The organism is Neobacillus cucumis (assembly GCF_016908975.1).
In the GTDB taxonomy this organism is placed as follows: domain Bacteria; phylum Bacillota; class Bacilli; order Bacillales; family Cytobacillaceae; genus Neobacillus; species Neobacillus cucumis.
Window position 1 is genome coordinate 1 of sequence record NZ_JAFBEX010000031.1, and the last position, 13,031, is coordinate 13,031.

The window sequence follows — 13,031 nt, forward strand, 5'->3', positions numbered from 1 at the left end:
TTTCCTTTCTCCGGATTTATACGTGGACATTATACTCGTCCACTTCCGGACAGGCAATACCTTCAACTATCGGTAATTTATGGGTGTCAAAAACAATCATTCACCCATTTACAATGATAGTGGTCGGTGTAAACTTTTTAACTAGTATGCATATTGCGAGCGGTGGCTTATGGGGAGCTTTAAATTTACTGCGTATTGTCTTTGTGTTTATTGGCAATTTTTTAGGAGTTACAGGAATCCTCATCGGTTTCCTTCTATTAATAGCGTACATGGCATCGCTTAAGTCTATAGGTGTTCCATATTTATCTCCCTTCATTCCACTTAGTTTGCGTGAAATGAAAGACGTAATCTTTAGAGGAGATTTAAGCACACTTATTAACAGTAAGCACACCTATTATCACAAGGGAAATAAAAGAAAGTAAATAATTGTAACGAGTGCATTACTTTGGTAATGCATTTTTTCTGAACTAGTTTCTAGAGAAGTATTCAAGTTTATAGGTAAATACACATTTAGTGAAACAAGACTTTTTTCCGGCTATTTAACTTAAAGTACCATTTATAAAATACCCATGCCAAAAATAAGGTAACATAAACGGAAGTCCAAGTATAATACCACTCCCATCTTAAGTATTTAATGAGATTCGTAAAATGAACAATAATAACTTCAGGCACGGTGAGTCCTGTGCTAAATGCACTTAAATATATAATTTTTTTCCACCTTTTACTTGCTCGTGGGTAATAGATACAAAAAAAGATAGTGACGACGGGAAATAAAAAGAACTCATATAAAAAGCTGGTTCCATTCACTTTGGCGAGTTCCCGAACAGGATACTCTACTAAGTTTAATCCAACAGCAAGGATCCCAGCAAACCATGTTACAGCCTGTTGAAATAAAAATATGATACTGGCATCCCTTAATTTTTCCTTGGGTATAAATGCTAAAGAAATAAAAGTACACGAATATAAGATATAGATAATCAACTGGTCAACCTTCATTTTGTTCCAACCTTTCAAAATCGGGATGGTCCATAAACCACAAGATATACTGACGGCATAACCATAATTCAATAATAAAATTAAAAAAACTCCTTATAAGGCTTTCCATATTACTATTTACAATGTTACTGATTTTACCTAACAAGATCATAGCCAATAAAATCATACCTACCCAAAACAGATAATGTGACAAACGTTTAAAAAAGTGTGCATTTTTTGGGTATTTTAGTTGAAACAATACGGAAAAGAAAGGAAAAACTAAATATTCCATAGTCTAATTAATTTTAGTAGCATTCTTGAAAAGCCTAAATGGAGGGTCATATAAGCCAAAATAAGTAAGAAAAATGCTAAACACCCACGTTAACATCTGAAAAAACAATAGGGTAGCAAGTGCTTCACGTAGTCGATTTCGAGGGGTAACTTTCCAAAGAATAAAAGGTAAAACGATCCATATTATGAGCATCACATAAGAATCTGAATTCATGTTAGCCCGCCTTTTTTGAATTAGTTTTTGATAAAACAGAAAAAATTATCCCGTATGTGAAATATCGTACTTAAGCTTACGGGTGCGTTTTTAAAGACGAGATTGATATGGTGGTCCTTGTTTTCTTGTTCACAAACATGGCAGGTAAATAGAAAAATGAAAACGACGCTGAACATGTTAAAGAATAATAATATAATGGTTTAAAATTATATTAGAATTACTTTGTAATATAATTAACATATTCCTGTGATGAGTCTGTTATACCTTTCTAGTATAGTGAATCTATCAAATCACACTAGGAGGAAACAATCATGCTAAAGAAATTCATCGTAGCTTTAACCATCTTAGCTTCTTGTGGCTCTTTGTTCGCCGCCAAGGGTGAAAAAGCGGAAGCAGCAACTTATAATTATCACACAGCAGCCATTGCGGTTGCGAAAGCTAATATCGGAGTTCCATATAAATGGGGCGGTATGTCGCCAAGCGGATTTGATTGTTCAGGTCTTGTGAAGTATTCTTACGGCAAAGCGGGAAGAACACTCTATCGTACGGCTGCCCAAATGTATTATGGAAACGGATATCGACCATCTAATTTGCAGATTGGTGATTTACTGTTCTATGGACCGTCCAAAGTAAGTGCCCCAACCCATGTTGCTATCTATATCGGATACGGGAAAATGATCATGGCATCCTCTTCAAAAGGGGTTATTATCACCTACACTAGCAACCCATATTGGCATGCTAGATATATTGGAGCGAAACGAGTATAAAGATCATCGGAGACGATGGTCTTTTTTATTATTAACGAAAATAAACATAATCCGATTGAGCGATGATATTTGTCGTTTTTTGTTGAAAAATATATAGACTCATTCTCCTAAAATTTGTAAAAAATATATAAAGGGTTATATTATATTTGATGCAAATAAATTACAACTTAGCAAATTTCGAGAGGAGTTAATTAATGGATAATTCTCATACTCCATTTGAGAAGTTATTGTGGAGTATTGCTCTTCCAGGATTCGGTCAATTTCTTAATGGAAAAATATTAAAAGGCTTGTTATTTGTTTTTTTAGAGTTTCTCATCAATTCTAAAGGAAATTTCAATAAAGTTATTATGTTAAGTTTTCAAGGAAAAATAGAAGAAGCAATTTTACTTACTAATTATCAATGGCTGATGTTCTATCCATGTTTATATTTTTTTGCTATGTGGGATGCATGGAAAGATGGAGGAGGGGGGAAAGAACGGTTTTCTTTTCTTCCCTTTGTTTTTTCAGCTTATTTTGTTACGGTTGGTTGCATGTATTCCACTGATTTAAAATTATTTGGCGTACTATTAGGCCCTGTTTGGCTGCCAATGATTTGTGTTATTCCAGGTATAGTAGTCGGTAATGTGATTAAAAAGGTCATTCTACTTAAAGCTGAAGAAAAAAACAAGGGGAGCATATGAATGGTTTAACGGGTGTTCTTATTAAGCTAAAGGGACAGTAAAGTTCAATATGATATACATAAAAACCTAGCTTTTTAGGCTAGGTTTTAGCATTATGTATTTAAATCTTCAATAAGTTCATCACTTAAAGTTCCTTCCGCAATTTGCCTAACTTCTCCAGTCATTTTCACATTCCAATTATCATCTATTTCTATGAATAATTCTCCGCCAGGCATCTTAATTTTAACTTTATTGTCAACTAAATTTCTTTTCCTTAAAACAGAGGCTACTGCACATGATGAGCTCCCTGATGCTAATGTAAAACCAGCACCTCTTTCCCATATTAATATTTCAGCTTCACTTCTTGATAAAACTTTTGCAAATTGTACATTTATTCTATTTGGAAAGTAATGGTTCGTTTCTATAAGATGACCGTATTGCTTTATTTCATCAATGTTTAGCTCATTTTTTAAAATAACACAATGAGGATTTCCGATAGAAACACAATTAATTTCATATTCTTTATCTTGAATATTCAGTTTTTCTCCTATTACTTCAGTTGTAGTGAATCTGGTTGGAATTTCTTTCGAATGAAAATTTGCTTTTCCCATATCAACTGAAATTAGTTTTGCTTTTCCATTTGACGTCTCAATCATTTTTGCTTTTACGATTCCACCTTTTGTTTCAACAGAAAACTCTTGGTTATGGGTAAAACCATAATCATAAATATACTTACAAAATATTCTTAAGCCGTTACCACTTTTCTCTGCCTCAGAACCATCTGGATTAAAAATTCTTAATCCAAAATCTGCTTTATTTGAAGGAACTTTTAGTAAAATCCCATCAGAACCTATTCCAAAGTTAACATTACATATTCTTTGAATTGCCTTTTCTGTTAATTTAAAATTTATCTTTTCCTCATTAAAAACTATATACTCATTCCCTATTGCATGCGTTTTTACAAAATAGTTTTCGTTCATTTTTGTCTCCTTGATTTTCTTAAGTTTTAAAAAAATTGTAATTCCTATTATATAGTTTCCTTTTATGAAATTATAAAAAAAGAACTAATAAATTAATTTTTTTAACGGCCATGTGTTTCTTCAACTATCAGTCGGTTTTCTCTAACAAAGAAGATGGAAAAAATTTCATAAACCTACCACCAAGGAATTTATACTATGTTTGTTGAAATAGTTATACTAAATAAGGTTTATTAATATTCCTTAAGTATATGTTAACGGTTAATTTATTTTCTTATATCGGAGGGGCTTTATTGCAAACACTTTTTAGATATAACTGGTTGGTAAGAGAAGAATGGTATCATTGGTGTGAAAAGTTAAGTGAAAATGAGCTTTTGCAAAACCGAACGGGTGGAATGGGAAGTATATTACATACACTTTTCCATATTGTTGATGTCGAGTGGAGCTGGATCCGTCTCTTACAGGGTAAAACTGACTTTCAGGAGAGTTTCGATAATTATAAAAGCTTGAACAAGGTTCGAAAATTGGACGCAGAATTTCATTTAGAAGTGGAGAATTTTGTGAACAACTGGGATGCTAGTATGGAAAATCAATTATTTTACGATACCATGCCAGATGGAAGAATTGTAACGGATACTTGGGGTGAAGTTATACGACATGCCATTGCTCACGAAATTCACCATATAGGACAATTGTCGATTTGGGCAAGAGAATTGGGAAGAAAGCCTGTTTCTGCAAACCTTATCGGACGAGGTCTTTCCTCTCATTCGAAAAAATGATTCATCAAGGTATTAATTTATACAAATGGATAATTGAGTTCTAGGATATAAAAAAACCTCAGACAGTCTCTGAGGGAATTTACATTAGATTTGAGATGAATACATGTATGAAGAAAAAATAGCCAACTGCACCGATGAATACACCAAGAAGCACTATCACTATAGGAAATACATTTTTTTTCATCATTCTCCTTTTTCCAATTCTGACGTAAATGGAGTTTTTCGGTAAGGGGATTGCTTAGGCGGTCTCTTTCTTTATTTTTCTAAATGTTATTATACATTGGATGTTGAAAAAAATGGTAATTTTATGCCCTTTAGTTCATTTAAATAGAATTAAAGGTAAAAAGGGTTGGTACCTTAATAAATAGCAGGCTAATTGTACAGCAAATAGTTTATTTTAGTCATTTTCTAAAGTAATTGAACAGTTTATTTTTGAACTATTTTATTAAGGGAGTGTCTTAAATGGACTTAAATTTCAATAAACCGAAAGTTAAACAAGTACAGGAATTTTATCAATCACTTTGGGCTATTAACAAGACAACAGCAAAACTTACGAAAAAGAATGCAGAGAGTTTTGGGCTGACATTACAGCAGTTATCAATCCTAAATACTTTATTCGCTTTTCCTGAATTAACGCAACAAGAGTTGGCAGAAAGGCTTATCTCATCAAAAAGTACCATAAGTGTTGGTGTTGATAAAATGGTTAAAATGGGTTTAGTTGAAAGGGAATTTTCCGAAGAAGACCGAAGAGAAGTAAAGCTGAAGTTAACAATAAAAGGGGAAGAAGTGTCGAAGAAATCAAGTAAGAATTCCATTTCTTATAAAGCTATGTTATACGCATTAGAACAAATGCCTGATGAAGATATTCAATCTTTACTTCGTATACATAAAGAATTGTTAAATCATCTAATCAAAAGTGGTTATTAAAACAGTCGTACTATTAGACTGGTAAATATGTTGTATAAGAGTTTTGTCTACTTGACGGGTGGCACTTCATTTTGAGTAGGTCTTTCTTTTTAACTAAGTACATTCATTAAGAATCAAATTAATCAATTTATTGAATGTTAATTAAGGGTATTTAAAATAGGAATAGATTTAATTTGTGAAGAAACGTACTTAAACAAAATAACTATTGAGAAATATGGTTATTAAAAACACTGACCTGGTATCACTTTAGGTTTTGAATATTCCTTGACGGGAATATTCCTGTTTGGGTATAATTAAATCAAAAGGACGATAAGACTAGTGATGATGTAGATGTGATTTTACCGAAGACCATCACTTGACGAGGTGAGCAATATGTCAGGGAAGATTCCTGGCGTGAACATGACGACGCTGAGCGCTTTGTCTGAAACAAATCGTATGAATATCGTCGAACTCTTGCGAGACGGTCCCCTGACCGTAGGGGAAATTGCCGACCAACTAGGGTTGAGACAGCCCCAAACTTCGAAGCATCTAAAAGTGCTAAGTGACAACGGGATTGTGGAAGTGCAGGCTGAAGCTAACCGCCGCATATACAGGCTCCGTCCAGAACCCTTCCAAGAGCTGGATTCTTGGATACAGTCCTTCCAACGCGTGATGCAAGAAAGATTCGACAATCTAGATGATTATTTGACGGAATTGCAGAACAAGGAAAAATTATAAAATCATTTCATATTCAAGGAGGAATTACGATGTCAAACAACGCAATGGTATCGAGAGTAGAGAACGGGCGGGTACTGGTATTGGAGCGCATTTTCGGTGCTCCACGCGATCTCGTATTCAAGATGTTTAAAGAGCCGGAGCATCTAAAACGCTGGTGGGGACCAAGGGGCTGGGAGATTCCGGTCTGCACAGTTGATTTCCGTCCGGGAGGTGTTTGGCATTACTGTATGAAGTGCGTTGATCAGACCTCGGATCAATTTTTTGGAATGGAATCCTGGGGCAAAGGGGTTTATAAGGAGATTATCGAGCCGGAGAAGATAGTCTACACTGATTACTTTTCCGATGCCGAAGGCAATATAAATGACTCCATGCCGTCCACCGAGATCACATTGGAATTCATCGACCAGGATGGAAAGACGAAGTTGATAAACCGTGCTGAATATGTGTCCGCAGAGTCCCTTAAGAACGTCATGGACATGGGCATGCTGCAGGGTATCACCGAAACTTGGGACCGTTTGAACGAGTATGTGGAGTCGCTGAAGTAGGGTTACTGTAACGCTGTTTAAAGCGTCAGTTGGATTATGAGAATTAAGAATTGTAATTACTTTTATATAAGGGAGTCTAAGAATCAATGATTAGTCAAGTTGGTCAAATCATGTTGTACGTTAATAACCAAGATGAAGCAAAGGATTTTTGGACAGAAAAAGTAGGGTTTAGTGTAATTTCAGAGGAAGACAATGGTCAAGGTTTCAGATGGATTGAAATTGCTCCAACTAAAGAAGCAGAAACAAGCATTATTCTCCATAATAAGGAATTTATTGCGAAAATGTCACCAGAATTAAATCTTGGAACACCTTCTTTAATGTTCTTCTCAAAAAACTTTGATAAATTATATAGTGACTTATCAAACAAAAATGTTACAGTCGGAGAAATTGTAAATATGCCTTCAGGTAGAGTATTTAATTTTGCAGATAGTGAAAATAATTACTTTGCAGTAATGGAAAAAAAGTGAATTAATTTTCAATTTACGAGTGCGATGCATGATTAAAGGCATCGCCTTTTTGGTTATTAATTTAAGAAACCGCTTGTGAAGATTTTCACTTAAAGTAACGGTATTTTATGTTGAAGAAGGTGATTGCTGGGGGCATCCTCTAGACTATAAGTGTCTGTCCACGTTCACCATCTCGAGCTTTGCACCAAATGGCATTTTTATTTTTATTTTCCTAAACCATTCACGAGCCACAAATTCCTTCGTTTTTCCTATTAGTGGGAAGGAACCTCCCTGCGTGATATCAGTACATTTCTTCACAAAGTTTTTATCGATTCAAACATTTTCTGGTTTAACAGCTTATTGACAGATTAGATCTTTTGGGGAGCGATTGGTCATGCACCTTAACGGGGTGAAAAGACCTAATGTGCATGTTGTAATATTGAAGGTTTGGATTGGAATAATAAGCATGGTAAAGGGGGTAAAAAGGTTGGAAAAATTAAAAAAGAACTTGGAACGAAAAAACGCGGCCATTATCGTCGTGGATGTGCAAAATGATTATTGCCATCCCGATGGAGCAATTGCCAAAAGCGGAAGCGACGTCAGCGCGGTCAAAGGAATGATGCCGAGCTTGCTCAGCTTGTTGGATGCGGCAAGAGAGCACTCTGTTCCAATCATTTTTCTGCAAACGAATCATGAAAAGGCGACTGATTCCGAGGTTTGGCTTTCTCGCTTCCCGGATGGTGTGAACCCAATCTGCAAGACAGGGAGCTGGGGAGCGGAATTTTTCAAGATTGCACCTCAGTCGGATGACATCATCGTGAAGAAGCATCGTTACAGCGGGTTCGTTCATACTAGGCTAGAATCCATATTGCGAACTCTTAAGATCGAAACCTTGATTCTAACAGGCGTTAGCACGAATCTTTGTGTGGAATCAACCGCTAGAGACGGGTTTATGCTGGATTATCGAATCGTGCTCATGAAAGATGCCTGCGCGGCTTTTTCGCAGGAAGAACATGATATGACTTTAAAAACCGTGGATACCTATTTTGGAATGGTGGCAGATACGGAAGAGGTTATTTCCTTTTGGCAGATGCACGCTACCCAATCTCCCCAGCTTATGACCTAAACAGTTGATGAACAAAAAAACGACCATGCTTATTTAGACAAGCCCCAACAATAAAAACAGTGGTAGCCTAAGATGAGAATTAAAGTTCTAGCCTGTCACTGTTTTATTGCTAACCTTCAAAAGAGTGGGGATTATTGCCGCGTCCCATTTTTCCTTTTGAATAAACGAGTTAATCCAATATGAAAGTAGTATAAGAAAAATATTAGTAGGCGATACCTACACGCGATTTTATATAATCGCTTGCGTTTATCTGTTTAAAAGTAAATTCAGCTGTATCCGCTACGGATATTTCAGCTCCACCCTCCGGCAAATAATTTCGCTCTATTCGATAGTTGCCAACCTTTTCTCCATCCGGCAAGTAGGTGGGACAGACAATCGTCCATTCGAGGGTTGATTGTTTGAGCATATCGTAAACTTTATGATGTTCTTTTGCTGCACGGGTTGACTTCCGCTTGGAATCGCTGGATTGATAACGCAATAAATTTGGCGTGGTTTTACTTTGTAGAATACCAGCTGTTCCTACAGTTATTATTCGTTTTATACCTTCGTTTTCCATAGCTCCGATAATAAGTGGCATACTTTCTGATAGGGTGGTTGTGCCATCAGTATTAAGTGCACTAATAACTACATCAATCCCATGCATGACATCTACGATATCATTTTTGTTTAAAACATTTCCTGGAAAAATGGTTAAATTTTCATTATTTTTTTGAATCTTCTCTGGAGTGCGAGCTAATACAGTAACATGATGTCGCTCATGAAGGGCATAAGTAACTATTTGATTTCCAACTCGTCCAGTTGCACCTAAAACTAAAATATTCATAAGAATGGAGCTCCTTTTGTAAATACTAATATTTTACTATGAAAATTATTTTATTGTCATGTTCAAATAACGGAGGCAAGAGTGATTTAAAGCAACGCATTCGAAATGCATTGCTTAATTTTTTTCTAATAATATATCGTATATAATTGCTGCCTTATGCTTCCACTTTCCTGACATATATTAGAGTGGTTTCACTTTTTTCATGACCTAAATAATCCTGCATTTTTTCGTTTAAATACTGGTGAATAATTCAATAATTTTATAAAAAAAATAACTCTATTTAAAAATAGAGCTACTAGCAATTACTCAGTAAGATCAAATGACATGGGTAAAACCGCCGATTTATTTCGTAATAATGGTTCCGCAAGATGTTTCCGGCAGTATTGGACAAGTGGACCGGTACAAAAGGCAATGATGAAGGTGGCAACTCCCACGGTGGCCCCGAAAGAAAAACCAATTGCTACACATACAACATCTGTCATAATTCGGGCGGGCGCAAATCCTATTTTGTTATGCGATAATTTTTGAATGACTATTGCCATGGCATCGTACGGCGCAATGCCCAAGTCGGTAGCCATATAAAGGGCAACTCCGATTCCAATCAAGATGATGGCAATGAGAAGGAAGATACTTCTGGTCATGAACAAGGGAGAAGCGCTGAATTGCTCAATATAGCTACTTACAAAGAAATCCGAAAAAAAGCCGATTCCCACCATGTTAACAATCGTCCCGACTCCAATTGTATGTCGAACAAAAATAAATACAATAATAAGTAAGAATAAATTAAAGATTAAGGTATAGACACCGAAAGATAGGTGTAATAAATCACTTACCCCTAAATTCATCGTGCTACAAGGGTCCGTCCCAAAATTACTTAAACGTAATAGAGAAACGGCAATTCCTATAATAAAATTTCCTATCAACATTATCCCAATTTTTCTCATTTCAAATAAATGCAAGAGGGTCTCCTCGCTTCCATGGTGTTGCTGTGATTTATTGCCTAACAAGGAAATAATAGTCTTTTCATAGAGTGGCTTTCAACATATTTATTTTCCTAAGCCAAAGGAAATCCAGTGGCAAAAGTAGGATAAGCGAAATAATTTAGATGACAACGAATAAACTCCTGTCTAATTTCATCAATTAACTAAAAGGGTTAATGACAAGCACTAACCCTTTTTTTCCTCATATACATGAAAAGATTTAGTTTAAAGAAAGGGGGAGGCTGCATTGTATCCAAATTATCCTTACCAGCCTTTCTATCCATATTTCTATGACTACAGACAAGGACTATTTCAAAAAATTCTTGCTTGTTATCAGCAAAAGCGATGGATCAGATTAACTTTCAGAGATGGAACAACTGTTGAAGGTTTAATAAGGACCTATAATCCTTTAAAGGGAATATTAATTTCTGTTCCGATGCAAAGGTATACGATTTTGTGTGAAGGTGTGAGGGTAGATTCACTACAAAAAGCACAGAGTTGCACTGGCAAAAATTCCACTTTGTCACTTCCCAACCATATTAATCTAACTTTTACAATCGAAGGTGTGGACCAATCTCAAAATATTGGTGGATGGGTTAGCATAAATGAACTTTTGGCGGTATCTGGACAGGTAGTAGACGCGAATTGTATATAGTGGGATGAAGATAAGCATAAAAAAGGGCGATGACAGTCAAGAGTGTGTCATCGCCCTTTTTGCGTTGGTATGGTCATTAAGTTAAGTGCTGCTCTAGAAATTGGAGTACACGTTGTGCATACTCTTGTTTATTCAAAAGATACGAATTAACGTGTGGACCATCGTTCGTTAACCACAATTCTCTATGGTTATCCGATGAAATCGATTGAACGATTTTTTCACTTTCAGTATAAGGGATGGCTTCATCTGTTTTACTATGGATGAGGAAAAACGACTTTCCTTTCGTATTTTTTACGTGATTGATGGGTGACACTTCAGCGGGGTCGATTTTGAGGAGTAATCTCATAGAATGATAAATAATTGAAGTAAAAGGTTTCTTGGGTAGTTTGGTCCAATAAGACAGATTTTCTTTTAAAAAAGGTCCTAATTCACTAAAGGGACTATCGGCGATGATAGCGGTTACAGAAGGATGTTCGCATCCAGCAATAAGTGACGCTGCAGCCCCCATACTCCAACCAAGGAGAGCAATTTTTTCTTGATTTTTTTCTCGAAGGGCATAATCGATGGCTGAATACAAATCGTGTCTCTCAAAATATCCAATCCCTGTGGTTCTTCCTTTTGACTTGCCTGTATTACGAAAGTCAAACATCAGGACATTATAGCCATGTTCCGAAAGAGCTTTGGCGAGTTGTAGTCCTTCAATCCCTTCCATAGCACGTTCATTCATGTAACCGTGTGCAGTGATAACCGTTTTCTGGCTTTGCTTTGTCGCTGCTGGAATCCACCATCCAGACAGCTTTAATTGATCTTTTCGGCTGAAAAATTCTATATCTTCGAACTCAAGTCCGTATTCCATGGGTGTTTTCGTGGTTTTTGCCGGGAAGGGATGAGTCAGATACAAGCCGATGGAAACAGGGGCGAGAAAAAATAAAGCGGGCGCTGCCAATAAGGGGCACCAAAATGATTTGCCTTTTTTCTTCTTACTCAAGATCCACTCCTCCTTTCCATTTATGAAAATCGGTACTATATGGTATGCCGATGAACATAAAAACGGAAAAAAAACTATAGTCCCATTTTTGTGACTGTACTTGGAATAGAGGAGAGGTTAATGTTTAGCTTAAAGGGCAACTCCGATCTCAACGAAGATGATCGCAATAAGAAGGGAAACGAGCATCTTAAAGACAAATCGGGTGAAGAATCCTTTTGACGATTTATGTACCTAAGACATTATGGATATTTCTATCTCCGTTCCACTCATTGGCTGCATGTAATTTTCCAAACGAAAAAGTATATTGTAAAAAAGGTTTCAAAGACAGTAACTCTAAACATTAAGCATAATCTTATTTCCTACTGCATTTACCTATTAAGGGGGTGTAAAATGTTGTCATTTTTCAAAAAAGTGAAATCTTGTTTTTGGGGGGAAGAGTTCATCCCAACTATGGATAGTTATTCTAAGACAAAGCGCCTTGTAGTTGGTGCGCTATTAGGTTCATTAACCGTTATCTTTCAATCTGCGGGGATTTTCACTGGAATTGGTTATATGATAAGCATGATGAGCACGGGTCCTCTTGTACTCGCTACCCTAGTGTCACTTAGAATAGGTGTGATGACTTATTTGATAACCATATTTTTATTGGCCATGCTCCAGCCAAGTGAGCTATTGGTGTTCATCTTTACCACAGGATTATTAGGCCTCAGTTTAGGTGGTGGTTTTAATTATTTAAAGAGAAGTATATTAATAATTCCATTTGCTGCTTTATGTTTAACACTAGGCATTTGTATATTATTATATGTATTTAAATTTCCTGTCTTGGGACCATCGGTATCATCTGATTTTAGTAGTTTGGTTATGTTGGGGACATTTGCCTTTTCATTATTGTATTGCAGGATTTGGAAGAAATTAAGTATCTCAGCTTTTAAAGTTTTAAATAACGTCTTTTCTCAATCTTATCGGAAATAAGGTTTAACGAATACGTCCTTATAGATCGAGGAAGGAAATTTGAGAGTTTTCCAGCAATTGCGGGGTATTTTAGAAGATGAGGTGAAGAATTCGAGTGGGCCGCTTAGCTCAAGATGGTAATTCATTAAAATGATAAAAAACCACGGAGGTTTTACCCGTGGTTCAATTTTTTATAGGCATTGAAAGGTAG

General features: G+C 36.1%; 17 protein-coding genes. 11 read left to right on the plus strand and 6 right to left on the minus strand.

The annotated features are described in order from the left end of the window. Positions 1–422: spore germination protein (locus JOC76_RS26040; RefSeq protein WP_205181727.1), on the plus strand; the 422-nt coding region annotated here is incomplete at its 5' end. An 88-nt stretch (positions 423–510) separates the two neighbouring features. On the opposite strand, the gene JOC76_RS26045 is transcribed toward JOC76_RS26040, so the two are convergent. Then, entirely contained in the window at positions 511–1,068 is a 558-nt protein-coding gene (locus JOC76_RS26045; RefSeq protein ID WP_205181728.1) for a CBO0543 family protein, read from the minus strand. A gap of 723 nt (positions 1,069–1,791) precedes the next feature. Between JOC76_RS26045 and JOC76_RS26050 the strand changes: the two genes are divergently transcribed. Together JOC76_RS26050 and JOC76_RS26055 are read left to right on the plus strand one after the other, a co-directional pair. Continuing rightward, a complete protein-coding gene (locus JOC76_RS26050) occupies positions 1,792–2,247 on the plus strand; it encodes a C40 family peptidase (protein WP_205181729.1) in 456 nt (151 codons plus the stop codon). A gap of 194 nt (positions 2,248–2,441) precedes the next feature. After that, positions 2,442–2,927 (plus strand): hypothetical protein, encoded by a 486-nt coding sequence (locus JOC76_RS26055; protein WP_205181730.1) that lies wholly within the window; start codon positions 2,442–2,444, stop codon positions 2,925–2,927. A 92-nt stretch (positions 2,928–3,019) separates the two neighbouring features. Here JOC76_RS26055 and dapF read toward each other — a convergent pair whose 3' ends face one another. After that, positions 3,020–3,886, minus strand: coding sequence for a diaminopimelate epimerase (gene dapF / locus JOC76_RS26060; protein ID WP_205181731.1), 867 nt, complete (start codon positions 3,884–3,886; stop codon positions 3,020–3,022). Between the two features lie 290 nt (positions 3,887–4,176). Here dapF and JOC76_RS26065 point away from each other — a divergent pair, with 290 nt between their 5' ends. From JOC76_RS26065 to JOC76_RS26085, 5 genes are all read left to right on the plus strand, one after another. Then, a complete protein-coding gene (locus JOC76_RS26065; protein ID WP_205181732.1) occupies positions 4,177–4,662 on the plus strand; it encodes a DinB family protein in 486 nt (161 codons plus the stop codon). Between the two features lie 462 nt (positions 4,663–5,124). Next, on the plus strand, positions 5,125–5,589 hold the full coding sequence (locus tag JOC76_RS26070) for a MarR family winged helix-turn-helix transcriptional regulator (protein ID WP_205181733.1): 465 nt from the start codon (positions 5,125–5,127) through the stop codon (positions 5,587–5,589). A 372-nt stretch (positions 5,590–5,961) separates the two neighbouring features. Further along, positions 5,962–6,306 (plus strand): ArsR/SmtB family transcription factor, encoded by a 345-nt coding sequence (locus tag JOC76_RS26075; RefSeq protein ID WP_205181734.1) that lies wholly within the window; start codon positions 5,962–5,964, stop codon positions 6,304–6,306. 29 nt (positions 6,307–6,335) lie between these two features. Then, on the plus strand, positions 6,336–6,851 hold the full coding sequence (locus JOC76_RS26080; RefSeq protein ID WP_205181735.1) for an SRPBCC domain-containing protein: 516 nt from the start codon (positions 6,336–6,338) through the stop codon (positions 6,849–6,851). Positions 6,852–6,937: 86 nt separating this feature from the next. Continuing rightward, positions 6,938–7,318: a VOC family protein gene (locus JOC76_RS26085; protein WP_205181736.1), complete on the plus strand. Its 381-nt coding sequence runs from the start codon at positions 6,938–6,940 to the stop codon at positions 7,316–7,318. Positions 7,319–7,462: 144 nt separating this feature from the next. Here the strand turns inward: JOC76_RS26085 and JOC76_RS26090 are convergent, their stop codons facing one another. Further along, on the minus strand, positions 7,463–7,615 hold the full coding sequence (locus JOC76_RS26090; protein ID WP_205181737.1) for a hypothetical protein: 153 nt from the start codon (positions 7,613–7,615) through the stop codon (positions 7,463–7,465). A gap of 76 nt (positions 7,616–7,691) precedes the next feature. Here JOC76_RS26090 and JOC76_RS26095 point away from each other — a divergent pair, with 76 nt between their 5' ends. Then, positions 7,692–8,423, plus strand: coding sequence for a cysteine hydrolase family protein (locus tag JOC76_RS26095; RefSeq protein ID WP_372442012.1), 732 nt, complete (start codon positions 7,692–7,694; stop codon positions 8,421–8,423). Between the two features lie 202 nt (positions 8,424–8,625). On the opposite strand, the gene JOC76_RS26100 is transcribed toward JOC76_RS26095, so the two are convergent. Both JOC76_RS26100 and JOC76_RS26105 read right to left on the minus strand, forming a co-directional pair. Next, positions 8,626–9,246 carry an NAD(P)-dependent oxidoreductase gene (locus JOC76_RS26100; protein ID WP_205181738.1) on the minus strand — a complete coding sequence of 207 codons (621 nt, stop codon included), beginning with the start codon at positions 9,244–9,246 and terminating at the stop codon, positions 8,626–8,628. Between the two features lie 302 nt (positions 9,247–9,548). Then, positions 9,549–10,190: a YczE/YyaS/YitT family protein gene (locus JOC76_RS26105; protein WP_205181739.1), complete on the minus strand. Its 642-nt coding sequence runs from the start codon at positions 10,188–10,190 to the stop codon at positions 9,549–9,551. 283 nt (positions 10,191–10,473) lie between these two features. Here JOC76_RS26105 and JOC76_RS26110 point away from each other — a divergent pair, with 283 nt between their 5' ends. Then, positions 10,474–10,881, plus strand: coding sequence for a hypothetical protein (locus JOC76_RS26110; protein ID WP_205181740.1), 408 nt, complete (start codon positions 10,474–10,476; stop codon positions 10,879–10,881). Positions 10,882–10,957: 76 nt separating this feature from the next. Here the strand turns inward: JOC76_RS26110 and JOC76_RS26115 are convergent, their stop codons facing one another. Next, positions 10,958–11,869 carry an alpha/beta hydrolase gene (locus JOC76_RS26115; RefSeq protein WP_205181741.1) on the minus strand — a complete coding sequence of 304 codons (912 nt, stop codon included), beginning with the start codon at positions 11,867–11,869 and terminating at the stop codon, positions 10,958–10,960. 390 nt (positions 11,870–12,259) lie between these two features. Between JOC76_RS26115 and JOC76_RS26120 the strand changes: the two genes are divergently transcribed. Further along, entirely contained in the window at positions 12,260–12,841 is a 582-nt protein-coding gene (locus tag JOC76_RS26120) for a hypothetical protein (protein ID WP_205181742.1), read from the plus strand. Positions 12,842–13,031 lie beyond the last annotated feature (190 nt).